General features: G+C 61.1%; 21 protein-coding genes. 11 read left to right on the top strand and 10 right to left on the bottom strand.

All coding sequences use genetic code 11. The annotated features are described in order from the left end of the window. Positions 1–262: 262 nt before the first annotated feature. The 6 genes from M8Q45_RS24660 to M8Q45_RS24635 all read left to right on the top strand — a co-directional run bounded on the left by M8Q45_RS24660 (position 263) and on the right by M8Q45_RS24635 (position 4,780). Positions 263–550 carry a hypothetical protein gene (locus M8Q45_RS24660; protein ID WP_249876766.1) on the top strand — a complete coding sequence of 96 codons (288 nt, stop codon included), beginning with the start codon at positions 263–265 and terminating at the stop codon, positions 548–550. Between the two features lie 81 nt (positions 551–631). Continuing rightward, complete coding sequence (locus M8Q45_RS24655) at positions 632–796, top strand: DUF1328 domain-containing protein (RefSeq protein WP_003177151.1); 165 nt, start codon at positions 632–634, stop codon at positions 794–796. Positions 797–798: 2 nt separating this feature from the next. Then, on the top strand, positions 799–1,263 hold the full coding sequence (locus M8Q45_RS24650; RefSeq protein WP_249876765.1) for an inhibitor of vertebrate lysozyme family protein: 465 nt from the start codon (positions 799–801) through the stop codon (positions 1,261–1,263). A 205-nt stretch (positions 1,264–1,468) separates the two neighbouring features. After that, complete coding sequence (locus M8Q45_RS24645) at positions 1,469–1,696, top strand: hypothetical protein (RefSeq protein WP_249876764.1); 228 nt, start codon at positions 1,469–1,471, stop codon at positions 1,694–1,696. A gap of 271 nt (positions 1,697–1,967) precedes the next feature. Continuing rightward, positions 1,968–3,299, top strand: a complete 1,332-nt coding sequence (gene gltP, locus M8Q45_RS24640; protein ID WP_249876763.1) for a glutamate/aspartate:proton symporter GltP — start codon at positions 1,968–1,970, stop codon at positions 3,297–3,299. Positions 3,300–3,550: 251 nt separating this feature from the next. Further along, positions 3,551–4,780 (top strand): spore maturation protein, encoded by a 1,230-nt coding sequence (locus tag M8Q45_RS24635; RefSeq protein ID WP_249876762.1) that lies wholly within the window; start codon positions 3,551–3,553, stop codon positions 4,778–4,780. 103 nt (positions 4,781–4,883) lie between these two features. On the opposite strand, the gene M8Q45_RS24630 is transcribed toward M8Q45_RS24635, so the two are convergent. From M8Q45_RS24630 to M8Q45_RS24605, 6 genes are all read right to left on the bottom strand, one after another. After that, positions 4,884–5,903 carry a DUF5924 family protein gene (locus tag M8Q45_RS24630; RefSeq protein WP_249876761.1) on the bottom strand — a complete coding sequence of 340 codons (1,020 nt, stop codon included), beginning with the start codon at positions 5,901–5,903 and terminating at the stop codon, positions 4,884–4,886. Positions 5,904–6,191: 288 nt separating this feature from the next. Further along, positions 6,192–7,580 carry a M16 family metallopeptidase gene (locus tag M8Q45_RS24625; RefSeq protein WP_249876760.1) on the bottom strand — a complete coding sequence of 463 codons (1,389 nt, stop codon included), beginning with the start codon at positions 7,578–7,580 and terminating at the stop codon, positions 6,192–6,194. A gap of 169 nt (positions 7,581–7,749) precedes the next feature. Beyond that, positions 7,750–9,408: a Na/Pi cotransporter family protein gene (locus tag M8Q45_RS24620; RefSeq protein ID WP_249876759.1), complete on the bottom strand. Its 1,659-nt coding sequence runs from the start codon at positions 9,406–9,408 to the stop codon at positions 7,750–7,752. 340 nt (positions 9,409–9,748) lie between these two features. Continuing rightward, complete coding sequence (locus tag M8Q45_RS24615; protein WP_003177162.1) at positions 9,749–10,516, bottom strand: TerC family protein; 768 nt, start codon at positions 10,514–10,516, stop codon at positions 9,749–9,751. A gap of 77 nt (positions 10,517–10,593) precedes the next feature. Next, positions 10,594–11,901 carry a CitMHS family transporter gene (locus M8Q45_RS24610; protein WP_249876758.1) on the bottom strand — a complete coding sequence of 436 codons (1,308 nt, stop codon included), beginning with the start codon at positions 11,899–11,901 and terminating at the stop codon, positions 10,594–10,596. A gap of 423 nt (positions 11,902–12,324) precedes the next feature. Next, positions 12,325–12,654: a DOPA 4,5-dioxygenase family protein gene (locus M8Q45_RS24605; protein ID WP_249876757.1), complete on the bottom strand. Its 330-nt coding sequence runs from the start codon at positions 12,652–12,654 to the stop codon at positions 12,325–12,327. A gap of 85 nt (positions 12,655–12,739) precedes the next feature. Between M8Q45_RS24605 and M8Q45_RS24600 the strand changes: the two genes are divergently transcribed. Continuing rightward, complete coding sequence (locus M8Q45_RS24600) at positions 12,740–13,399, top strand: NAD(P)-dependent oxidoreductase (protein WP_249876756.1); 660 nt, start codon at positions 12,740–12,742, stop codon at positions 13,397–13,399. Between the two features lie 38 nt (positions 13,400–13,437). Here the strand turns inward: M8Q45_RS24600 and M8Q45_RS24595 are convergent, their stop codons facing one another. Beyond that, positions 13,438–14,388 (bottom strand): choline sulfate utilization transcriptional regulator, encoded by a 951-nt coding sequence (locus tag M8Q45_RS24595; RefSeq protein ID WP_249876755.1) that lies wholly within the window; start codon positions 14,386–14,388, stop codon positions 13,438–13,440. 114 nt (positions 14,389–14,502) lie between these two features. Here M8Q45_RS24595 and betC point away from each other — a divergent pair, with 114 nt between their 5' ends. The 3 genes from betC to M8Q45_RS24580 all read left to right on the top strand — a co-directional run bounded on the left by betC (position 14,503) and on the right by M8Q45_RS24580 (position 18,807). Next, complete coding sequence (gene betC / locus M8Q45_RS24590; protein ID WP_249876754.1) at positions 14,503–16,011, top strand: choline-sulfatase; 1,509 nt, start codon at positions 14,503–14,505, stop codon at positions 16,009–16,011. Between the two features lie 23 nt (positions 16,012–16,034). Continuing rightward, positions 16,035–16,955 (top strand): choline ABC transporter substrate-binding protein, encoded by a 921-nt coding sequence (gene choX / locus M8Q45_RS24585; RefSeq protein ID WP_249876753.1) that lies wholly within the window; start codon positions 16,035–16,037, stop codon positions 16,953–16,955. Positions 16,956–17,238: 283 nt separating this feature from the next. Further along, on the top strand, positions 17,239–18,807 hold the full coding sequence (locus M8Q45_RS24580) for a SulP family inorganic anion transporter (protein ID WP_249876752.1): 1,569 nt from the start codon (positions 17,239–17,241) through the stop codon (positions 18,805–18,807). 120 nt (positions 18,808–18,927) lie between these two features. On the opposite strand, the gene aroE is transcribed toward M8Q45_RS24580, so the two are convergent. Further along, on the bottom strand, positions 18,928–19,749 hold the full coding sequence (gene aroE / locus M8Q45_RS24575; protein WP_249876751.1) for a shikimate dehydrogenase: 822 nt from the start codon (positions 19,747–19,749) through the stop codon (positions 18,928–18,930). 15 nt (positions 19,750–19,764) lie between these two features. Further along, positions 19,765–20,679, bottom strand: coding sequence for an oxygen-dependent coproporphyrinogen oxidase (gene hemF, locus M8Q45_RS24570; protein WP_249876750.1), 915 nt, complete (start codon positions 20,677–20,679; stop codon positions 19,765–19,767). A 163-nt stretch (positions 20,680–20,842) separates the two neighbouring features. Here hemF and M8Q45_RS24565 point away from each other — a divergent pair, with 163 nt between their 5' ends. Further along, on the top strand, positions 20,843–21,820 hold the full coding sequence (locus M8Q45_RS24565; protein ID WP_249876749.1) for an NADPH:quinone reductase: 978 nt from the start codon (positions 20,843–20,845) through the stop codon (positions 21,818–21,820). Positions 21,821–22,099: 279 nt separating this feature from the next. Here the strand turns inward: M8Q45_RS24565 and tsaC are convergent, their stop codons facing one another. Then, positions 22,100–22,657 carry an L-threonylcarbamoyladenylate synthase type 1 TsaC gene (gene tsaC / locus M8Q45_RS24560; protein ID WP_249876748.1) on the bottom strand — a complete coding sequence of 186 codons (558 nt, stop codon included), beginning with the start codon at positions 22,655–22,657 and terminating at the stop codon, positions 22,100–22,102. Positions 22,658–22,705 lie beyond the last annotated feature (48 nt).

Here is a 22,705-nt window from a genome sequence, read left to right as displayed (position 1 = left end):
CATTCCGACAGCCGTTTCCCACCGGCAATTCAAAAAAAAAGAATCTTGCGCTTCGCTATCTCCGATTCGTGCATAACGCACGACTCCGGCCAGGCCCATCGTGCAGGATGCGCCACGGGTGCTTTGGCTTGTCTAAATAACTTATTGATTTTAAAAGGTTTTCAGATGGTTATGGTTCTGGCATGCGGACTGCAATATCCAGATCAACATGGCGTTAAGGCGCCTCAACCAGATCACCACAAGGGTGGGGAGGAATTCCAGGATGAATCGTCAACGTGCCGCCCAATTTCGCATCACCGCCCTGTCCGTCCAGCAAGGACTGTGGGCTGTCGTCGCACTGCTGATCACCCTCGTGGCGGGCCAGCAATTGCTGTTGTGGCATGAAAGCCAACAGCCGGAAGCGCCGCTGGTGTCGATTCAACGAGCTCCCCAAACGCATTTCAGCGCGGCCAGCAGTGTCGCCGAGGCGTCCGCCTCGATGCGAATGATGGAGGTCGACCAAACGCAGCCTCTTACCGACATGCCTCGTGAGGAGCGCTGGGTGTTCTAAACCCGATGGACCGGTCGTCCGTCGTGTCGGAACCAACACCGCTACACCCCAACTAAGTAGAAAAGCGTAAGGAGAATCATCATGTTGAGCTGGGCAATTACCTTCCTGATCATTGCCATCATCGCCGCGGTATTGGGCTTCGGTGGTATCGCAGGCACCGCCACGGGCATCGCCAAGATTCTCTTTGTCGTGTTCCTGGTGATGTTCATCGCTTCGTTCTTTTTTGGTCGTCGCGGCCGAGGCTGACCATGAACGCGTCATTAAAAGGACTGGCCGCCGCCCTGCTGTTGGGCGGCAGTGCCATGGCATTGGCTGCCAATGACGGACAGATGCGGGTCAATCAACTGCTTGAGGCCGACCCGCAGTACCGCCAGACCTGGCAACAAGTGGTCAAAAAGGAAGAGCGTCTGCCGGAATGGGTGATGAACCTGACGGGCGATGCCGAACAGATGAATACCGTCGAAGAAGATGGCGACAAATATCTGGTCGGGCCGCTGTGCGAAACCCAGGCAACTTGCCGGAGCAAACGCCTGTTTGTGGCTTTCAGTTTTGACAAGGACGAGGCCTATGCCTTGTTGGTCGAAGTGCCCGCGGGGCTGCCGGCAGACAAGTCGCCAACCCGCCATGCGGACTATCGCTTCCTCGGTAATCCCGACGAAGGTATGCAAGAACTGTTAATGGAACAGCTGAAAAAAGATCCGAATTGGTACTGAGACTTGAGAACGGGAAAGGCAGCCCTGCTTTTCTCTCTGCGAGGCCCGAGGAGGGCCGAAGCATGACCAGGGGGCTGGGACGCTCTGACCAAAAAAGGTCGGAGTGACCTACGGGCACAAGGGGTGCCTGCGAAAGGGCCGGGTCAGGTAAAAGCTGCGACGCAAGTTCGCGAAGTCTGGATGGCTTGGCGAACTTGCGGAGAGCTTGAAGCGGCTGATGCTCGCGCTAGAGCGGCTGGCCGTTTTTTTTGGCAGAACCCGCCAGGCGCTGCGGCATATTGTCCTGTTGGACAAATGTCACTGTCCCAACGCTGACCGTATATCGGAGAATGCGCCCGCCATTTCTCTTCCCGAGTGGACTCCAACGCTCGATCCTTTCATCGACGCCCCAGCAATCAAAGCAACGCCCGGCTACGCTGAAATGGCCGGCTGACGGCGTTTATGCCTGCTGAAGTGGCGCTTTCGAACCGATTGGGACGCACGTTTCACTTGTGAAATCTCATGCCGATTCGGCATGGGGTAGGCGGTTACGGCATTAGACGATCCCCCCTCGCGTGGCAATAGTTGCGCCTTTTTTCGCCTGCCAGTGAGCCGTCGTGGGCGCTCGGGTGACGTTATACGGGGGCAGCAGCACGACTTCGCATCGCCATTTTGGCCGTCCGTTGACGCTGCTGCCCGAGTCCAACTGAAGTAAGGGTAATGATATGAAGAAGGCAAAACTAAGCCTCGCCTGGCAGATCCTCATCGGTCTGGTGCTCGGGATTGCAATCGGTGCGTTGCTCAACCATTTCAGTGCCGAGAAGGCCTGGTGGATCAGCAATGTGCTGCAACCGGCTGGCGATATCTTTATCCGTCTGATCAAGATGATCGTGATCCCGATCGTGATCTCTTCGCTGATCGTCGGCATTGCCGGGGTCGGCGACGCCAAGAAACTCGGGCGGATCGGTTTCAAGACCATCATCTACTTTGAAATCGTCACGACCATCGCCATCGTCGTCGGCCTGCTGCTGGCGAACTTCTTCCAGCCGGGCAACGGCATCGACATGAGCACGCTGGGTACGGTGGATATCTCCAAGTACCAGGCCACGGCCGCCGAGGTCCAGCATGAGCATGCGTTCGTGCAGACGATCCTCAACCTGATCCCGTCGAACATCTTCGCCGCCGTCGCTCGCGGCGAGATGCTGCCGATCATTTTCTTCTCCGTGCTGTTCGGCCTTGGCTTGTCCAGCCTGCAATCGGACCTGCGTGATCCGCTGGTCAAGATGTTCCAGGGCGTGTCGGAGAGCATGTTCAAGGTTACCCACATGATCATGAGCTACGCGCCGATCGGCGTGTTCGCCCTGATCGCGGTGACCGTCGCCAACTTTGGTTTCGCTTCCCTGCTGCCGCTGGCGAAACTGGTCATCCTGGTTTATTTCGCCATCGCCTTCTTTGCCTTTGTGGTGCTGGGCCTGATCGCCCGCCTGTTCGGTTTCTCGGTGATCAAGCTGATGCGCATCTTCAAGGATGAGCTGGTGCTGGCCTACTCCACCGCCAGTTCCGAAACCGTGTTGCCGCGCGTTATCGAGAAGATGGAAGCCTACGGTGCGCCGAAAGCCATTTGCAGCTTCGTGGTGCCGACCGGTTATTCGTTCAACCTCGACGGTTCGACCCTGTACCAGAGCATCGCGGCGATCTTCATTGCCCAGCTGTATGGCATCGACTTGTCCATCGGCCAGCAACTGATGCTGGTATTGACCTTGATGGTCACGTCCAAGGGCATTGCTGGCGTGCCGGGCGTATCGTTCGTGGTGCTGCTGGCCACCTTGGGCAGCGTTGGCATTCCGCTGGAAGGCCTGGCCTTCATTGCCGGTGTCGACCGCATCATGGACATGGCCCGTACGGCGCTGAACGTGATCGGCAACGCCCTGGCCGTGCTGGTCATTTCCCGCTGGGAAGGCATGTACGACGATGCCAAGGGCCAGCGCTACTGGAATTCCCTGCCGCACTGGCGCAGCAAGGAGCCGCTGCCGGCGGGGGAAACTTCCAGCCGTTGATTCCTGAAGGGCGTTCGGGTCAGCAAAAAAGTGCCTGAACACCCCGGTCATTGTGGGAGCGAGCTTGCTCGCGATGGCGTCGGATCCGTCACCATTGTTGTTGACTGACACGCAGCCATCGCGAGCAAGCTCGCTTCCACAGGGCTCCATTGATCATCTATGCAGTGCCAACCAAACCCCGGAGAAATCCGGGGTTTGTCGTTTCTGCCAGCCCCGCTATCATTCGCGGCATCTTCCGGGGGATTTAACCGATGCTCAATGGCCTGTGGCTTGGCTTCTTTATCGTGGCAGCCGTGTCGGCGCTGGCGCAGTGGTTGATCGGCGGCAACGCCGGGATCTTCGCCGCCATGGTGGAAAGCATCTTTGCCATGGCCAAGCTGTCGGTGGAGGTGATGGTCCTGCTGTTCGGTACCTTGACCCTGTGGCTGGGATTCCTGCGTATCGCCGAAAAGGCCGGCATCGTCGACTGGCTGGCCAAGGCCCTTGGCCCGCTGTTCCTGCGCTTGATGCCGGAAGTGCCCGCCGGCCACCCGGCGATCGGCCTGATCACCCTGAACTTCGCGGCCAACGGCCTTGGGCTGGACAACGCCGCCACGCCCATTGGCCTCAAGGCCATGCGCGCCCTGCAAGACCTCAATCCCAGCCCGACCATCGCCAGCAACGCGCAGATCCTGTTCCTGGTGCTGAACGCGTCGTCGTTGACCCTGCTGCCCGTCACGATCTTCATGTACCGCGCCCAGCAAGGCGCGCCGGACCCGACCCTGGTGTTCCTGCCGATCCTGCTCGCCACCAGCGCTTCGACCTTGATGGGGCTGCTGTCGGTGGCGTTCGTGCAGCGCCTGCGCCTGTGGGATCCGGTGGTGCTCGCCTATCTGGTTCCAGGGGCGCTGGTACTGGGCGGCTTCATGGCGCTGTTGGCGACGCTCTCGGCCACCGCGTTGGCGGGGCTGTCGTCGATCCTGGGCAACCTGACGCTGTTCGGCTTGATCATCCTCTTCCTGGTGGTGGGCGCGCTGCGCAAGGTCAAGGTGTACGAAACGTTCGTCGAAGGCGCGAAGGAGGGCTTCGACGTTGCCAAGAGCCTGTTGCCCTACCTGGTGGCGATGCTTTGCGCGGTGGGTGTGTTGCGGGCCTCGGGAGCGCTGGATTTCGGCCTCGACGGCATTCGCCACCTGGTGCAATGGGCGGGCCTGGACACGCGTTTTGTCGACGCGCTGCCGACGGCCATGGTCAAGCCATTCTCCGGCAGCGCCGCCCGGGCGATGCTGATCGAAACCATGAAGACGTCCGGGGTGGACAGCTTCCCGGCCCTGGTGGCCGCGACCATCCAGGGCAGCACTGAAACCACCTTCTACGTGCTGGCGGTTTATTTCGGCGCCGTGGGGATCCAGCGCGCGCGCCACGCGGTGGGGTGCGCGCTGCTGGCTGAATTGGCCGGCGTGGTGGCGGCTATCGGGGTGTGCTACTGGTTCTTTGGCTGAGCCTGGGATCTGTAGGAGCTGCCGAAGGCTGCGATCTTGTCCAGCCGCTTGAGTCTCAAGCAAGGATCAAAAGATCGCAGCCTGCGGCAGCTCCTACCTGTCGTCATCCACCCGTCGAGTCCGTCACCTCGAAACGCAGCACGCCGATCATCTGGCCGTTTTCCGTCAGCACACGCACCTGCCACTTGCCCGTCGGGTTTTCCGGGAAATTCTGCTTGTGGGTCCATGCCCGATAGCCTTCCTTGCGTCCGCCATGGATGTCCAATGCGATGCGGTCCACTTCTTTGCCGTTGAATTTCCAGACGTGGTAAATGCGCTCGTCGAGCCCTCGCGGGGCATTGATGGCGGTGTAGGCATACAGGCCGTTGCTGCGGATCTGCGCCGCGCTGACTTGCTTGAGGCTGGCGCCCGGTGTGCGGTCTTCCACTTGGGTGCTGATCGCCACTTCGGTCATCCATAGTGTCGCCGGTGGCACCCAGGAGCGCAGCACCCAGCCGGCGGCGCCAATCCCCAAGGTAATGCACAGGATGGCCAACGCGTTGCGCACGGTTCGGATCGGAAAGATCGAGGCCAGGCTCGGGAACGACAACAGCATGGCGATACCCAGCGCCAGCTTGAAGCTTTGGTCGGTGGTCAGGTGCACGATCACCGGCAGCGCGGTGAGCAGGGCGGCAAACAGCGTCAGCGTGTGCAACGCCAGGAACGCCCAGCGCCTAGGGGCCAGCCATTTGTAATACAGCGGGTCGATGATCGAGATCAGCGCCGCGATCGTCAGCAGGCCGGTAAAGATCAGCTGGCTACTGTTCCAAGTGGTCGTGATGAAGAAAAACGGCAGGACAAAAAACAGGCTTTCCTGGTGGATCATCTGTGTGGCGTAGCGCAACAGCGGCTGGGGTATTTCCCGTTTGAAGACCTTGGTGAACAACCGCGTCAGGGTGTTTTCCAGCATCAACCAGAGCCAGCTCACCAACATGATGATGGTGATCCAGGTCGCCAGGCTCTGCTGGCGGTCCACCAGCATGAAACTGCCGACCCCGGACACAAAACCGCCGAGCGCGATGACCCCTGGATAGCGCTTCATCAGTTCGAGGATGCGCTGGATTAAATGAGTCAGGTTCGGCATTCGGCGGTTTCACAGTAAGTCGTAGGAAATATCCCTGACAGAGTATCGCCAGGGCGCTGACATGGCGAGGATCGCGACGCGTCCCTTTGTGATCATCTGTGGCCAAGTAGCTTGCTCCAGCTCGATCCGTAGGAGCTGCCGAGCGAAGCGAGGCTGCGATCTTTTCGCTACCCGTTGAGCCTGGAGCGAAAGATCAAAGGATCAAAAGATCAAAAGATCAAAAGATCAAAAGATCGCAGGCTTCGCCAGCTCCTACGGACCGGGTGGGGGCAGCTTGCTCGACGGGGATCAGTCGATCGCCGGTCTCGCCCTGCGGTGCACCAGCCAGCCCAGCAACACCAGCAACAACGCGACCAACCCACCCAGTCCCCAGACCAGTTGGTCATCACTGAGCAACGGCCTCTCGACGCGCAAATACCCCGGGTCCTTGAGCAGTTCGCGCAGGGCCTGGTTGGCCTGCTCCAGGCTGACGTCCTGCAGGCGCGCGGCGGGATTGGCAAAGCGGCCGTCTTCGTAGTCTCCGAGGGCGCTCCAGTAGTAATCCGCCAGGGCGCTGTTGCCTTGGACGGCCCAGGACTGGTGGGCAATGGCGGCGCGTTTTATCCGCACGAAACTCTCGGGATCCAGGCCGTCCTTGAGCAATGTGCTGCGCAGCTGTTCCAACGACTGTTCGGCCTGCGGCAGGTCCTCGCGGGCCAGGTCGGCGTTCAGGCTCATGAAACCCACGCCGCCCAGCACTTCTCGCTCCGTCCACGGGCCATAGGACAGGCCGTCGGCCAAGCGCAATTGGCGATAGAGCGCCCAATCCAGATATTCCTTGAGCAGGTCGAAGGTTTCGTCGTGTTGCTCTCCCAGCACCGGTTCCGGGAACAGCCAATGGAGCTTGGCGCCATTGCCGACCAGGCCTTGGATGAGGTTGCGCTTGGTGACCGCGCTGTAGCGGATCTGGGGCAGCGGTTCGTGGACGCTGGGTTCGACCGGCTCGAGCTCGCCGAAGGTGCGCTCCAGATAGGCCGGCAGCAATCGATCGAGGTCGCCGACCACGATCAAGGTCATATTGTTCGGCGCGTACCAGGCCTTGCGCACCTGCTCGAGTCGGGCGAGGGACAAATGCTCGACCTCGGCCCGCTCCTCGCATCGCAAGCCCAGCTCCACGGCCAGTTGATTGCTGGCCTTGTGGCCCAGGTCCTGATGGTCCAGCCAGCGTTGCAGATGGGTGTAATGACCGCCGTCCTCGCGTTCCACTACCCGCTTGGCCGCCGCCAGGGCCTCTTCATCGATGCGGGTCCGGGTCAACAGCGCCAGCAAAAGGTCGAGGACCTTGCGCTGGTTGCTCGCCGGCGCCTCGATGACAAACGTCGTATCGGCGTTGCTGGTAAAGGCGTTCCACTCGCCGCCGAGCGCCTGCATGCGTTCTTCCAGGCCGCCTTCGCCGCTGTCGTCGACGCCGCTGAACAGCAGATGTTCGAGCAGGTGCGGCAGCTCCTTGTCGGCGCAATTGAAATCATCCAGGCCTACGCCCACCACCAGTCGAATCGCCACATGCCCGCGTTCCGTGCCGGGCTTGAGGATGAGCTGCATGCCGTTGGGCAACGCGTAGCCTTCGACCTGGAATCGATCCACGGCGAACGCAGGCAAGGAACCGAACAAAAGCAAGGCGAGCAACAGACAACGCATAGCGGGCTTCCTGGCGGCTTATGAAGATCCATGGGGCCGGACTGGCTTCAACGCGAGCAGGCTCGCTCCCGCCTGGATCTACGCTGTGTTCAGGACAGTGGGAGTTGTCTGGCTCGTGGTTGGCTGGAGACCCGGACCCCTTTTAATGACTGACCAGGGCGCCAGTCGTTCACGGCGAATGGGTAATATCGGAAATTTCATCAGCGGGCAGTGCGCCAATTTCGGAGGTTTCCAGCACCACGTAGGCGCTGCCGCAGAACAGCGAGTTCAGGCGCCGCATGTCGGCGATCAGTTCCAGGTGCAAGGAGCTGGTCTCCAGGCTTTGCACGACCTTGCGCTGCAGTCGGCTGACGTGGGCATGGGCCATCCGCCGCTCCTGGGCGCGAAAACGCCGTTTCTCACGCAGCAGTTGCCGCGCGCTTTCCCGGTCGGCGCTGAGGAAAACCGACAGCCCCAACCGCAGGTTGGCGACCAGGTGGCTGTGCAGCCCCGCCAACTCTTCCAGGCCCACCTCGGAAAACGAGCGGCGTTGTGAGGTTTTCTGCTGCTGGACCTTGCGCAACATGCGTTCGATCAGGTCACTGGCCAGCTTGAGGTTGATGGCGAGTTCGATGATTTCCGCCCAGCGACGGCTGTCCTGCTCGCTGAGGTCTTCACGGGGCATTTGCGCCATGTAGAGCTTGATGGCGCTGCACAGCGCTTCGACGTCATCGCTCATGCCGCGCACTTGCTGGGTGATCGCCGTTTGCTCGCCCCGCAGCACGCCGAGCATGGCTTCGAGCATGTTTTCGATCAGGTCGCCGATGCGCAAGGTTTCCCGGGCGGCGTTCGCCAGCGCCAGGCTCGGGGTGGCGAGGGCGGTGGGGTCCAGGTGCCGGGACGTGGCCTTGCCATTGGTTTCGGGACGTTCCGGCAGCAACCAGGCACAAAGCCTGGCCATCGGCCCGACGCTGGGCAACAGCACCAGGCAGCGTACGGTGTTGTAGAGCAGGTGGAAACCGATGACGGTTTCCTGGGGGCTGAAATCCAGGCTGTCCAACCAGCCCACCAATGGATCGAGCACCGGAATGATCAGCAACAGGCCGATCAGCTTGTACAACAGGCTGCCCAGCGCCACCTGGCGGCCGGCGGCGTTCTGCATGCTGGTGCTGAGAAACGCCAGCACGCCGCTGCCGATGTTGGCGCCGATCACCAGGCCGATGGCCACCGGCAAACTGATCACCGCGGCGCCAGCCAGCGTCGCGGTCAGCAACACGGCCGCCAGGCTCGAATAGGAAATCATCGCGAACAGCGCACCGACCAACGCATCGAGCAGGACGTCGCCGGTCAGCGAGGCGAAGATCACCTTCACGCCTTGGGCCTGGGTGATGGGCGCGGCCGCTTCGACGATCAATTGCAGAGCCAGGATGATCAGGCCCAGGCCAATACCGACCCGGCCCATTTGCCCGATCCGGGTCTGTTTGCGCGACAGGAAGAAAATCACCCCGAGAAAAATCAGCAGCGGCGACAACCACGACAGGTCCAGGGTGAGCACCCGCGCCATCAACGCGGTGCCGACATCGGCGCCCAGCATGGTCGCCAGGGCAGGGGTCAGCGCCATCAGGCCTTGGCCGACGAAGGAGGTGACGAGCATGGCCGTGGCGTTGCTGCTCTGGACCATGGCGGTCACCAGGATGCCCGCGATGAACGCCAGCCAGCGGCGAGACATGTTCTGGCCAATGACATGGCGCAGGTTCGAGCCGTAGACCCGCAAGATGCCGGTACGGACGATATGCGTGCCCCAGATCAGCAGGGCCACGGCGGAGAGTAGATTCAGCAGGGTCAGCATGAGGAGCCCCCTGTTAGCGCCCCAAAGGGACAAATTGACGGTGCCACATCGTTTTACTTCTTGTACTTAAGCTGTAGTTGCCGAATGGTTCGGACGCCAGCATTGCACAGCTAAAGAAGCGTTTGAAACAAAACTGTCATAAAAACAGATTCCTCGAAAAACACCCCGAATCCCTGTGGGAGCGAGCTTGCTCGCGATGAGGCCATAACATCCAACATCCTCTTCGACTGTCAGGCCGCTATCGCGAGCAAGCCCGCTCCCACAGGTATTGCATCCGGCCGGTTTTCCATGGACATGAAAAAGGGGCTCGCAAGAGCCCCTTCGTTCATTGCCCTACACCTTACTGACCCGGAACATCCTTGCGCAGTTTCACCGGATCCTGCTGCTTGCGCTTGCGAGCAATGGCGGTGCGCATCTTGATGTTGATCGCTTCCACCGCCAGGGAGAACGCCATGGCGAAGTAAACGTAGCCTTTTGGCACGTGCACGTCGAACGACTCGGCGATCAGTACGGTACCGACCACCAGCAGGAACGACAGCGCCAGCATTTTCAGCGACGGGTGTTTGTCGATGAATTCGCTGATCGTGCCCGAGGCCAGCATCATCACCAGCACGGCGACGATGATCGCCGCGACCATGACCGGTACATGGGAGACCATGCCGACTGCGGTGATGACCGAGTCCAGGGAGAACACGATGTCGATGATCGCGATCTGGATGATGGTGTAGAGGAAGTTGCCGCCCTTGCCCGAAGGCTCGTCGCTGCTTTCATCTTCGCCTTCCAGCGCGTGGTACATCTCCTGGGAGCTTTTCCACAGCAGGAACAGGCCACCGAAGAACAGGATCAGGTCACGACCGGAAATGCCCTGGCCGAACACTTCGAACAAATCGGCGGTCAGGCGCATGACCCAGGTGATGGACAGCAGCAACAGGATCCGCGTGACCATGGCCAGGGCCAGGCCGAAAATCCGGGTGCGCGCCTGCATGTGCTTGGGCATGCGGCTGACCAGGATCGAGATCATGATGATGTTATCGATGCCCAGGACGATTTCCAGGGCGGTCAGGGTAAAGAAGGCAACCCAGATTTCCGGGTTGGTCAGCCATTCCATGTGAGTTCCTTTGAGCGAGTGTTAGGCCGCGCCGCGCCTCCGGTTACCCGAGAGGGGCGACGCAGCGGGCATTGCTTTTATAGAGTGCTGAACAGCGGAAAAATCCCCATCAGCAAGGCGGCGAACATTATGCACAGGCAAACCAGCACTGCCCACTTCAAGGTGAAGCGTTGGTGATCGCCGAACTCGATACCGGCCAGGGCCACCAGCAGATAAGTCGACGGAACCAGCGGGCTCAACAGGTGCACGGGCTGGCCGACGATCGAAGCACGGGCCATTTCGACCGCGGTGATGCCGTAGTGGCTGGCCGCTTCGGCCAAAACCGGTAACACCCCGTAATAAAATGCATCGTTCGACATGAAGAACGTGAACGGCATGCTCACCAGCGCGGTGATCACCGCCAGGTAAGGACCGAGGAAGTCCGGGATGACCGCGAGCAGGCTCTTGGACATGGCATCGACCATGCCGGTGCCCGACAGGATGCCGGTGAAGATCCCCGCCGCGAAAATCAGCCCGACCACCGCCAGGACGCTGCCCGCGTGAGCGGCGACGCGGTCTTTCTGCTGTTGCAGGCACGGGTAGTTGACGATCATCGCGATACTGAAGGCCACCATGAACAGCACCGGCAGCGGCAGCAGGCCGGCGATCAGCGTGCACATCAGGGCCAGGGTCAGCGCGCCGTTGAACCAGATCAGCTTCGGACGGCGAGCGTCCGGGAACTGGGAAACGCTGATTTCGCTGTGGTCGATTTCATCGCCAGCCAGGTGCAGTTCACCCAGGCGCGCACGCTCGCGTTTGCCGTACATATAGGCAATCACCAGGATCGCCACCACGCCGGCCAGCATCGCCGGAATCATTGGCACGAAGATGTCGGATGGATCGACATGCAGCGCACTGGCCGCCCGGGCGGTTGGCCCGCCCCAAGGGGTCATGTTCATCACGCCGCCGGCGAGGATGATCAAGCCGGCCATGATCCGTGGGCTCATGCCGATACGGCTGTAGAGCGGCAGCATGGCGGCCACGCAGATCATATAAGTGGTCGCGCCGTCACCATCAAGGGAAACGACGAGCGCCAGGACGGCGGTACCGACCGAAACTTTCAACGGGTCGCCCTTGACCAGCTTGAGGATCTTGCGCACGGCCGGGTCGAACAGGCCGGAGTCGATCATCAGGGCGAAATAGAGAATGGCGAACATCAGCATCACCCCGGTCGGGGCGAGCTTGGTGATGCCTTCGAGCATCATCGGGCCGATCTTCGGCGCAAAACCGCCGAACAGGGCGAACAGGATCGGGATGATGATCAGGGCGATCAGCGCGGACAGGCGCTTGGTCATGATCAGGAACATGAACGTGATGACCATGGCGAAGCCAAGGAAAGTCAGCATGGGAAATACTCCAGGCGTGGCGTGGCTATGAAATGCGAACCGGACAGGTCAGCGCAGGATGCAGAGCACGGGACGGACGGATGGAGTGGGTGCAGCGGGACAGGTAGCAGCGGACATCAGGATCACCATTGTTGTTGTTAAAAAGGCCGCACGAGCATCAGGAAAACTCGTTGTTGGCCACCGGTCTGTTGCCGGTAGGTGAGGCGATCCTAATCGCGCAAGCTTTCAGCAGGCTTTCGCGCAAACAATGGCTGATGATTGGCTCGCTGGGCTGCGGTGTAGGAGCTGTCGAAGGCTGCGATCTGTTGATCTTGATCTTCGCTTGGATTCTCCGTGTGGACAAAGATCGCAGCCTCGCTTTGCTCGGCAGCTCCTACAGGCCGAGCGGGAGCAAGATCCCTCGCCACAACAGCAGTCAGCGTTTCACTTCAATGCTGAAAGTTTCAACGGCCGCACCGCGCCCATCCAGATTGCATGGTCGGTGTGGTCCGCCAGGTCATCGCCGGTGTCGGGATGCAGAAAAACCACCAAGCCCTTGCGATTGAGGGCCAGCCACGGCAGGACCACGCCGATGTACTGCGGTTCGAATGCCAGTTGGCAACTCCAGTCCGGGTGTGGGCCGACTGGCCGTTGGTGCACCCGTCCCATTTCCAGCGGGAACAGTTGCGCGGCTTCCTCGCACAAGGCCCGCGCCTGGTCGAGTGTGTGGGCGTCGAAATAGACGTGGGCGTGATAGCCCTTGATCCGTTGCATCGGTCACTCCTTGCAAGACCCGCCGAACCCTCTCGGTTCACCGTGTGTCAGAGCCTTTACACGCGGGAAAAAAGGAAAACCAGCCATGAAAAACGCCGAAACCCCGGTCATCAAGGTGGTGCTCTATGGTGCCATGAGCAGCCTCGGCAGTGCGTTGATGGCTGAACTGCTGCGACGCCAGCATGAAATCATCGCCATCCTGGATGATCTCACGGCGTTGGCGCCGCGTCCGGGCCTGCGAGCCAAGACCGGCGACCTCTTCGACCCTGAGCGCGTGAAGCAGAGCGTCGCGGGTGCCAGCGCCGTGGTGTGCCTGTTGAATGCGCCGGGGCTGCCGATGAACAGCGAACAGGTGGAGCGCACGCTCATCCCCGGCCCGGTGGAACAGGTCCTGGCGGTGGATGCGCTGATTGCCGGCATGCAGGCGGTGAACATTCCGCGTTTATTCCTGGTTGGAAATTTCTCGGTGCTGGAGGAAGACTCGTCGGAAGACGACCTGCAGCGCCACGCCGCTGAAGAAATCCTCGATGCCCTGAAAAACAGCGCCTTGCAGTGGACCCTCGTCAACGCGCCCTATGCCGTGCAGGGGTTGAGCATCGAGCATTTCAGCCACGTCAGCACCAGTCTGGAACCAGGCATGGCCGAGTCGTTGGAGCGCCTGAATCGCGTGGCGGTTGGCATCGCTGACGAACTGCGCCTGAACCTGCACGTGGGCCAACACGTGAATTTCGTGCCCGCCGTGTAGGAGCTGCCGAAGGCTCGGGCCGCGTTCGGACGATCTTTTCAAACAGCAATCGACGGCAGCGGCAACCCAGTCAGCGACTCGGCACTATTGGCCTGTTCCTCCATCAGCCAATCCACGAACAACTTGATCAACACCCCACGACGTTTGCGCTGGGGCAACACCACGTAATACCCCAGCCGCGACAACACCGTTTCAGCGATCGGACGGCACAACAACCCCTGCGCCAATAAGTTATCCACAAGGTGTCGCCAGCCGATGGCGACGCCTTGGCCGCCGATCGCCGCCTGGATGAGCAGGGTGTAGTTGTCGAACCGCAGTTGCCCTGGCGCGGGTGGCGAGGTGATGCCCAGTTCTCGGAAAACCCCACTCCAGTCGAACCAGGCGCTGCTGTTGCCGCCACGCAAATGCAGCAAGGGAAATTCCGCAAGGCCATGGGCCGGCAAGGGCAGGGTACGTTCGCCGAGCAACAGCGGGCTGCACACCGGAAAGACCTCTTCGCTGAAAAGCCAATGACTTTCGCCTTGCTTGAAGCGACCGTCGCCGAACAACACCGCAACGTCGATATCCGTACGGAGCATGTTGTGGTTGCGCTCGCTGGTCACCAGGCTCACATCCACCTGCGGATTGGCCGCGTGAAACCGATGCAGCCGAGGCATCAGCCAATAGGCGGCAAAGGCGAAGTCCGTCGCCACTTGCAGCACCTCGTGCTGGTGCTGGGCGGTGATCGCATTAAGCCCTGCATCGATGGTCTGCAAACCGGCCTGGACCTGTTCGAACAGGATGGCACCGGCCTCGGTCAACTCGATGCCCCGATAGATGCGATCAAACAATCGCGTGCCCAGCTGTTCCTCCAACCGCTTGATCTGCTGGCTGATGGCCGGTTGGGTGGTGCCCAACTCAATCGCGGCCGCCGTAAAGCTTTGCTGGCGGGCCGCCGATTCGAAGGCGCGGAACAGGTCCAGTGACAAGTCACCCAGGGCGTCATACATAAGCTGTGCTTATCCTAGTCATTGTCTTGCATGGGCTTTACCCCAAAAGGCATGGGCTACATGCTCAATCGCAGCACTATCGCATAACTGCCCACTATGGAATGCCGCGAATACATGAAGCGCAAGAACATTCTTTTCATCATGGCCGATCAAATGGCCGCGCCAATGTTGCCGATCTATGGTCCGTCGCCGATCAAGTTGCCGAACCTGTCACGCCTGGCCGACCAGGGCGTGGTGTTCGACGCCGCCTATTGCAACAGCCCGCTCTGCGCGCCGTCGCGCTTTACGCTGGTGAGCGGGCAGTTGCCGAGCAAGATCGGCGCCTATGACAACGCGGCGGATTTCCCGGCGGACGTTCCAACCTACGCCCATTACCTGCGTCGCCTCGGTTATCGCACGGCGCTGTCCGGCAAGATGCATTTCTGCGGGCCGGACCAGTTGCACGGCTACGAAGAACGCCTGACCAGTGACATCTATCCCGCTGACTACGGCTGGGCCGTGAACTGGGACGAGCCGGATGTGCGGCCGAGCTGGTACCACAACATGTCGTCGGTCTTGCAGGCCGGACCGTGCGTGCGCACCAACCAGCTGGACTTCGATGAAGAAGTGGTCTTCAAGGCCCAGCAATATCTGTTCGACCACATCCGCGAGGACGGCGACCAGCCGTTTTGCCTGACGGTGTCGATGACTCACCCACACGACCCGTACACGATTCCCAAGGCGTTCTGGGATTTGTACGACGACAACGACATCCCATTGCCACAAACCCCAGCGCAAACCGAACTCGATCCACATTCCCAGCGCTTGCTCAAAGTCTATGATCTCTGGGACAAGCCGCTGCCTGTGGATAAGATTCGTGATGCCCGCCGCGCATACTTCGGGGCGTGCAGCTACATCGACAGTAACGTCGGCAAGCTGCTGCAAACCCTCGAGGACACTGGATTGATCGATGACACCATTATCGTGTTCTCCGGCGATCACGGCGACATGCTCGGCGAAAAGGGCCTCTGGTACAAAATGCACTGGTTCGAAATGGCCGCCCGGGTACCGCTGCTGATCAGCGCACCGGGGCAGTTCGCCAGTGGGCGGGTTGGCGCGGCGGTGTCCACCGCCGACCTGCTGCCGACCCTGGTGGAATTGGCCGGCGGTACGCTGGAGCCAGGTCTGCCGCTGGATGGCCGCTCGCTGGTGCCACATCTGCAAGGGCAGGGCGGCCATGACGAGGTCTTCGGCGAATACATGGCCGAAGGCACCATCAGTCCGCTGATGATGATCCGTCGCGGTCCGTGGAAATTCATCTACAGCGAGGATGATCCTTGCCTGCTGTTCGATGTACGCAACGATCCCAAGGAAATGGAAAACCTCAGCCAGTCGCCCGGACATCAATCCCTGATGGCCGACTTTCTCGCCGAAGCGCGGGCGAAATGGGACATTCCAACGATCCATCAACAAGTGCTTGCCAGCCAGCGCCGTCGCCGTTTCGTCGCCCATGCGCTGACCTTGGGCAAGCTCAAGAGCTGGGATCACCAGCCGTTCGTAGATGCCAGCCAGCAATACATGCGCAACCACATCGACCTGGACGATCTGGAGCGCAAGGCCCGTTATCCACAACCCTGCCAATAAACCAATAACGTAAGGGGAAGCACATGCAAAAGTTATCCACAGTACTGGCCGCCGGGCTGTTGGCGTTGAGCAGTGTTTCGGCGTGGGCCGAGCAAAGCTGCGAAACGGTGAAGATGGCTGACCCGGGCTGGAGCGACATCGCCGCGACCAACGCCATCACGGGTTTCCTGCTGGAAGGCATGGGTTACAAGCCCAAGGTCGATACGCTTGCAGTGCCGATCACGTTTGGCGGCTTGAAGGACGGCCAGGTCGACGTGTTCCTGGGTAACTGGATGCCGGCGCAGCAGGGTTTCTACGACAAGTTCGTGGCCAACGGCGATGTCACACAACTGGCCAAGAACCTGGACGGCACCGAATTTACCCTGGCCGTCCCCGACTATGTGTGGGACGCGGGTGTGCATAACTTCGCCGACCTGAACAAATTCGCCGACAAGTTCGATAAGAAGATCTACGGCATTGGCTCCGGCGCCCCGGCCAACCTTTCCCTGAAGGAAATCATCAAGACCAACGATTTCGGCATGGGCGACTGGAAACTGGTCGAATCGAGCGAGCAGGCGATGTTGGCGGAAGTCTCCCGCGCGGTGAAAAAACAGAAGTTCGTGACCTTCCTCGGCTGGACCCCGCACCCGATGAACGTGCAGCTGAAGATGCATTACCTCAAGGGCGGCGAGAAATATTTCGGCGACACCGGCAGCGTCTATACGCTGACGCGCAAAGGTTATGCACAGGCCTGCCCGAACGTGGGCAAGCTGCTGACCAACCTGAGCTTCACCCAGGAAATGGAAAACAGCATCATGGCTGAGGTGGTGAACAAGAAAGTCAGCAATGCCGAAGCGGCCAAGGCCTGGATCAAGGCCAACCCGGCGGTGCTGGATAAGTGGCTGGATGGCGTGAAAACGGCGGATGGCAAGGATGCGCTGGCGGCGGTGAAGGCCAAGCTCTAACAGCTGCGCCGGGCCCTTGTGGCGAGGAAGCCTGCCAGGCTCCCTGCTAGGCGCTGCGTAGGCGTTGCGTAAGCGCTGCGTAAACGCTACGTAGGAGCTGCGTAGGAGCTGCCGAGTGCAACGAGGCTGCGATCTTTCCCCAGACACTTGAATCTCAAGCGAAAGATCAAAAGATCAAAAGATCGCAGGCTTCGCCAGCTCCTACAGGGCCCAGCGGGAGCAAGCGCCCTCGCCACGTTGGCTGACCTGATACTCTTGCGCCAAATTCCATCCTTGAGGCCCCATGGCAATCCCCACGCGCCATTCACTCTTTCCCTTCTTGAGCTGGCTGCCCCGGCAGTCGCGGGCCAGTGTCGGTCGCGACCTGATTGTCGGCCTCAGCGGCGCAATCCTGGCGCTGCCGCAATCCATCGCCTACGCCCTGATCGCCGGATTGCCGCCGGAGTACGGCCTGTACGCGGCGATCGTGCCGGTGCTGATTGCCTGCCTGTGGGGATCGTCGTGGCATTTGATCTGCGGTCCTACGGCAGCGATCTCCATCGTCCTATACGCTACGGTCAGTCCCCTGGCCGTGCCTGCTTCCCAGGACTACATCACGCTGATCCTGTTGCTGACGGTCTTGGCGGGTATTTTCCAGTGGCTGCTCGGGTTGCTGCGGTTCGGAGCGCTGGTCAATTTCGTCTCGCATTCGGTGGTGCTGGGTTTCACCCTGGGCGCGGCGGTAGTCATCGCCTTGGGCCAACTGCCGAATCTGCTGGGCCTGGACCTGCCGAACGAAGCCACGGCGTTGAAAAGCCTGCTCATGTTGGTCAGCCACATCGGGGCTGTGGATAAACCTTCGCTGGTGCTGGGTTTAGGGACGCTGGTCCTGGGCATCGTCCTCAAACGCTTGCTGCCGCGCTGGCCGAGCCTGTTGATAACGTTGGTCATCAGCAGCCTGGTGGTCTGGGCCTGGCCGACGATGTTCGGGCATGTGGCGCTGGTCAGCGCCTTTACCGGACGCTTGCCGCCATTCACGCCGTTGCCACTGGATTTGGAGCTGATCTTGCGCCTGCTGCCCGGCGCCGTTGCGGTGGGCATGCTCGGGCTGGTGACCAGCCTGTCCATCGCCCGCTCGCTGTCGGTCCGCTCGGGGCAATTGCTCGATGCGAACCAGGAAGTCAGGGCGCAAGGCCTTTCGAATATCGTTGGAGGATTTTTCGCCGGGTCTTTGTCAGCCGGTTCCTTCACCCGTTCCGGTCTCAGTTATGAGGCTGGCGCCTGCTCGCCCTTGGCCGGAGTGTTCTCGGCGCTGTGGGTGGCGTTGTTTGCCGTGGCTGGCGCGAAGCTCATTGCGCACATTCCGATTCCCGCCATGGCCGGCAGCATCCTGCTGATTGCCTGGGGCCTGGTAGACCACCGGGGCATCCGGGCGCTACACCGGGTAAGCCGCTCCGAATTCCTGGTCATGGGCCTGACCTGCCTGGCCACGCTGCTGCTGGAACTGCAAACCGCCATCTATGCCGGCGTTCTCGCTTCGCTGTTTTTCTATCTCAAGCGCACCTCACAGCCCCGCGTGCACCATAGTCGCGAAGGCGAGGCGGACGTCCTGAGGGTGGGCGGCTCGATCTTTTTCGGCGCCAGTCATTACTTACAGGTGCGTTTGCAGCGTATGCAGGCGCAGCGGGTGGTGATCGATGCCCAGCAGATCAACTTCATCGATTATTCCGGCGTGGAAATGCTCCACCAAGAAGCCCGGCGGTTGCGCAGCCAGGGGCGCACCCTGACCTTGCGTGGGGCAAGGCCGCAGGTGGTGGAGGAGTTGTTGAAGTTGGAAGGACCGGACAAATGCCCGATCCACTTCGAAGGCTGAATTGTTTCCCTTGTAGGAGCTGCCGAAGGCTGCGATCTTTTTCACTTGTGACTCAATTGTCTGGGGAAAGATCGCAGCCTCGTTGCACTCGGCAGCTCCTACACCGCTCCTACATAGCTCCTACTGTGCGAGCTGGCGGCGTAACTCGGCCAGGACCGGCGCGGTGTCCGGGCGTACGCCGCGCCACAGGTAGAACGCTTCGCCCGCCTGCTCGGCCAGCATGCCCAGGCCATCCATCGCCACCGCCGCGCCGTGTTCGCGGGCCCAACGGCAGAACGAAGTCGGTTCCTTGCCGTACATCATGTCGTAGCAGAACGTTTTGCCCGGCTCGATCAGGCTGGCGGCAATCGGCGGCACCTCGCCCGACAGGCTGGCGGACGTGGCGTTGATGATCAGGTCCACCGGCTCCTTCAACCAATCGAAACCACTGGCCGAAACCGGCCCGAGGTCGGCGAACAGCTCCGCGAGCAATTCGGCTTTTTCCACCGTTCGATTGGCGATGATCACCGACGCCGGCGCTTCGGCCAGCAGCGGTTCCAAGGCGCCACGCACTGCGCCGCCGGCCCCCAGTAACAGGATGCGCTTGCCCTGGAGGCTGAAGCCGGCGTTGACGGTCAGGTCCCGCACCAGTCCGGCGCCGTCGGTGTTATCGCCCAACAAACGGCCATCGGCCAGCTTGCTCAAGGTGTTGACGGCACCGGCCCGTTGCGCCCGTTCGGTCAGTTGGTCAGCCAAGCGGAAAGCGTCTTCCTTGAAGGGCACGGTGACATTCGCCCCACGCCCTTCGCGGAAAAATTCCCGCGCGCAACCGGCGAAATCCTCCAGGGGCGCGAGCAAGGTGTTGTAGTCCAGCGCCTGGCCGGTCTGCTCGGCAAACAGGCGATGGATCAACGGCGACTTGCTGTGGCCGATCGGGTTACCCATTACAACGTAGCGGTCCATTGGATGTTTCCCCGTTCAGGCCGTCGCCAGCCAATCGCGATCCTGCAGGAAATAGTCGGTCAATCGCGCTTCGTCGCTGCCCGGCTCGGCTTTCCAGTCATAGCTCCAGCGGACCTGCGGCGGCAAAGACATCAGGATCGATTCGGTACGGCCGCCCGATTGCAGGCCGAACAGCGTGCCACGGTCATAGACCAGGTTGAATTCCACGTAGCGGCCACGGCGGAACTCCTGGAATTCCCGTTGCTTGGCCGTGAACTCGTCGTTCTTGCGGCGCTGCACGATAGGCAGGTAGGCATCGATGTAGGCGTCACCGATGGCGCGCATGAAGGCGAAGCTGGTGTCGAAATCCCACTCGTTCAGGTCGTCGAAAAACAGGCCGCCGATGCCCCGGGGCTCGTTGCGGTGCTTGATGTGGAAGTAGCTGTCGCACCAGGCCTTGTAGCGCGAATAGACATCCGGGCCGAATGGCTCGCAGGCTTGCTGGGCGATGCGGTGCCAATGCACGCAATCTTCTTCCACGCCGTAATAAGGCGTCAGGTCGAAGCCGCCGCCAAACCACCAGACCGGCTCTTCGCCTTCTTTTTCGGCGATGAAAAAGCGCACGTTGGCGTGGGATGTCGGCACGTGGGGGTTGTGCGGGTGGATCACCAGCGACACGCCCAGGGCTTCAAAGCCGCGTCCGGCCAGCTCAGGCCGATGGGCGCTGGCCGAGGGTGGGAGACCGCTGCCGAAGACGTGGGAAAAGTTGACGCCGCCCTTTTCGATCACCGTGCCGTTTTCGATCACTCGCGTGCGACCGCCACCGCCGGCGGGCCGGGTCCAGGCATCCTCGACGAAGCGAGTGCCGCCGTCCTCGGCTTCCAGGGCTGCGCAAATGCGGTCTTGCAGGTCCAGCAGATAGGCTTTCACGGCCTCGGTGCGAGTAGTCATGACATCACCTTGATCAGGGCTACGCTGCGCGGCGTACACAGGCCGCCGGCAAAATGGGCGCACAGGATAACACCGCATCCGCCCACACCACAGTTGACGAAGATCAAGCTTAGGAGTCCGATAGCAGGCTTGGTAAAAGTCCCACGATAAGGAGAAAGCGAAGATGGCCAAACGCATCCAGTTCAGCGCCCACGGCGGACCCGAAGTGCTCGAGTACGTGGACTACCAGCCGGCCGAGCCCGGTCCGCAACAGGTTCGCGTCAGCAACAAGGCGATCGGCCTGAACTTCATCGACACCTATTACCGCAGTGGTCTTTATCCGCCACCGGCCCTGCCGTCGGGGCTCGGCGCGGAGGGCGCGGGCGTGGTCGAGGCCGTTGGTTCGGACGTGACGCGCTTCAAGGTCGGCGATCGCGTGGCCTATGGCAGCGGCCCGTTGGGCGCCTACAGCGATGTGCACGTACTGCCCGAAGCCAACCTGGTTCACTTGCCCGAGGCCATCAGTTTCGAACAGGCCGCCGGGGTGATGCTCAAGGGTTTGACCGTGCAGTACCTGCTCCGCCAGACCTACGAGCTCAAGGGCGGCGAAACCATCCTGTTCCACGCCGCCGCAGGTGGCGTCGGCTCCCTCGCCTGCCAATGGGCCAAGGCCCTGGGCGTGAAACTGATCGGTACCGTCAGCTCGGCGGAAAAAGCCGCCATCGCCAAATCCCACGGCGCCTGGGAAGTCATCGACTACAGCAAGGAAAACGTCCCGCAGCGCGTGTTGGAATTGACCGGCGGCAAGAAAGTCCCGGTGGTGTATGACGGCGTCGGCAAGGACACCTGGCTGACCTCCCTGGACTGCACGGCGCCCCGTGGCCTGGTGGTGAGCTTCGGCAATGCCTCCGGTGCGGTGGATGGCGTGAACTTGGGGATTCTTTCGGCCAAGGGCTCGCTGTACGTCACCCGCCCGACCCTGGCGACCTACGCCAACAACGCCGAAAACCTGCAGCGCATGGCCGATGAACTGTTCGGGATGATCGCCAGTGGCAAGCTCACGGTGGACATCAACCAGCGATTCCCGCTGTCGGAAGCGGCCAAGGCGCATACCGAATTGTCGGCGCGGCGGACGACGGGGTCGACGGTTCTGCTGCCTTGATTCAAGGCTGCCAAAGAATTTGTGGGAGCGGCTCACTTAAGCCTGTCGACAAGCCCGTGGCGAGGGGCTTGTTCCCGCGGGGCTCTGTAGGAGCTGCCGAAGGCTGCGATCTTTTGATCTTTCGCTTGAAATTCAAGTGTCTGGAAAGATCGCAGCCTCGCTTCGCTCGACAGCTCCTACAGAGCCCCGCGGGAGCAAGCTCCCTCGCCACAGGTTCATGTTTTTCCCTAAGTGAGCCGTTTTTCATTCTCACAATAGTTTTGTATTGAACACGCGGGCTCAGTCCGGGCGAACGACCTTGCCGGTCGCCAGGTCGCGAATCACGCTCGGGTTCTTGCGCCCGCCCAGGTTGCCGCCCAGCACCAGGTCGATCTGCCCGCGGAAATACTGTTCGACACGAATGCGCGTGCGCGCTGCCGGCCGGCCTTGGGGGTTGGCCGAGGTGGAGACCAGCGGTCCGACCAACGAGCACAGATCGCGCACGATCGGGTGGTCGCTGACCCGCAGCGCGACGGTGTCGTGTATGCCGGTGATCCATTCCGGCAGCAAATCCTGGTGCGGCACCAGCCAGGTGTTGGGCCCTGGCCAAGTGCTGGCCATGCGGTCCATCCAGGTTTCGGGAAAGTCCTCGAACAGAAAGTCGAACTGGCGGATGTTGTCAGCCACCAGGATCAATCCCTTGTCGGGCAGCCGGGACTTGATCGCCAGCAGGCGCTCAACCGCTTCTTCGTTCCACGGGTCGCAACCCAGGCCCCAGACCGCTTCGGTTGGGTAGGCAATGACCGCCCCGGCGCGAATTTCTCGCGCGGCTTGTTGCACTCGCCAACTGTTGACCATGAAAAGACTCTCCGCAACGCAATAAGGCTGTGCGCAGTTTACCGATCT

The organism is Pseudomonas sp. T1.Ur (genome assembly GCF_023516725.1).
GTDB lineage: Bacteria > Pseudomonadota > Gammaproteobacteria > Pseudomonadales > Pseudomonadaceae > Aquipseudomonas > Aquipseudomonas alvandae.
The sequence above is the reverse complement of the archived record's forward strand: the minus strand, read 5'-3'. Positions and strand labels throughout refer to the sequence as shown.

Bases quoted from the DNA above. Each gene is read 5' to 3' on its own strand.
- M8Q45_RS24660 (WP_249876766.1), top strand. From the start codon at position 263: ATGAATCGTCAACGTGCCGCCCAATTTCGCATCACCGCCCTGTCCGTC.
- M8Q45_RS24655 (WP_003177151.1), top strand. From the start codon at position 632: ATGTTGAGCTGGGCAATTACCTTCCTGATCATTGCCATCATCGCCGCG.
- M8Q45_RS24650 (WP_249876765.1), top strand. From the start codon at position 799: ATGAACGCGTCATTAAAAGGACTGGCCGCCGCCCTGCTGTTGGGCGGC.
- gltP (WP_249876763.1), top strand. From the start codon at position 1,968: ATGAAGAAGGCAAAACTAAGCCTCGCCTGGCAGATCCTCATCGGTCTG.
- M8Q45_RS24635 (WP_249876762.1), top strand. From the start codon at position 3,551: ATGCTCAATGGCCTGTGGCTTGGCTTCTTTATCGTGGCAGCCGTGTCG.
- M8Q45_RS24630 (WP_249876761.1), bottom strand. From the start codon at position 5,903: ATGCCGAACCTGACTCATTTAATCCAGCGCATCCTCGAACTGATGAAG.
- M8Q45_RS24625 (WP_249876760.1), bottom strand. From the start codon at position 7,580: ATGCGTTGTCTGTTGCTCGCCTTGCTTTTGTTCGGTTCCTTGCCTGCG.
- M8Q45_RS24620 (WP_249876759.1), bottom strand. From the start codon at position 9,408: ATGCTGACCCTGCTGAATCTACTCTCCGCCGTGGCCCTGCTGATCTGG.
- M8Q45_RS24615 (WP_003177162.1), bottom strand. From the start codon at position 10,516: ATGGAATGGCTGACCAACCCGGAAATCTGGGTTGCCTTCTTTACCCTG.
- M8Q45_RS24610 (WP_249876758.1), bottom strand. From the start codon at position 11,901: ATGCTGACTTTCCTTGGCTTCGCCATGGTCATCACGTTCATGTTCCTG.
- M8Q45_RS24605 (WP_249876757.1), bottom strand. From the start codon at position 12,654: ATGCAACGGATCAAGGGCTATCACGCCCACGTCTATTTCGACGCCCAC.
- M8Q45_RS24600 (WP_249876756.1), top strand. From the start codon at position 12,740: ATGAAAAACGCCGAAACCCCGGTCATCAAGGTGGTGCTCTATGGTGCC.
- M8Q45_RS24595 (WP_249876755.1), bottom strand. From the start codon at position 14,388: ATGTATGACGCCCTGGGTGACTTGTCACTGGACCTGTTCCGCGCCTTC.
- betC (WP_249876754.1), top strand. From the start codon at position 14,503: ATGAAGCGCAAGAACATTCTTTTCATCATGGCCGATCAAATGGCCGCG.
- choX (WP_249876753.1), top strand. From the start codon at position 16,035: ATGCAAAAGTTATCCACAGTACTGGCCGCCGGGCTGTTGGCGTTGAGC.
- M8Q45_RS24580 (WP_249876752.1), top strand. From the start codon at position 17,239: ATGGCAATCCCCACGCGCCATTCACTCTTTCCCTTCTTGAGCTGGCTG.
- aroE (WP_249876751.1), bottom strand. From the start codon at position 19,749: ATGGACCGCTACGTTGTAATGGGTAACCCGATCGGCCACAGCAAGTCG.
- hemF (WP_249876750.1), bottom strand. From the start codon at position 20,679: ATGACTACTCGCACCGAGGCCGTGAAAGCCTATCTGCTGGACCTGCAA.
- M8Q45_RS24565 (WP_249876749.1), top strand. From the start codon at position 20,843: ATGGCCAAACGCATCCAGTTCAGCGCCCACGGCGGACCCGAAGTGCTC.
- tsaC (WP_249876748.1), bottom strand. From the start codon at position 22,657: ATGGTCAACAGTTGGCGAGTGCAACAAGCCGCGCGAGAAATTCGCGCC.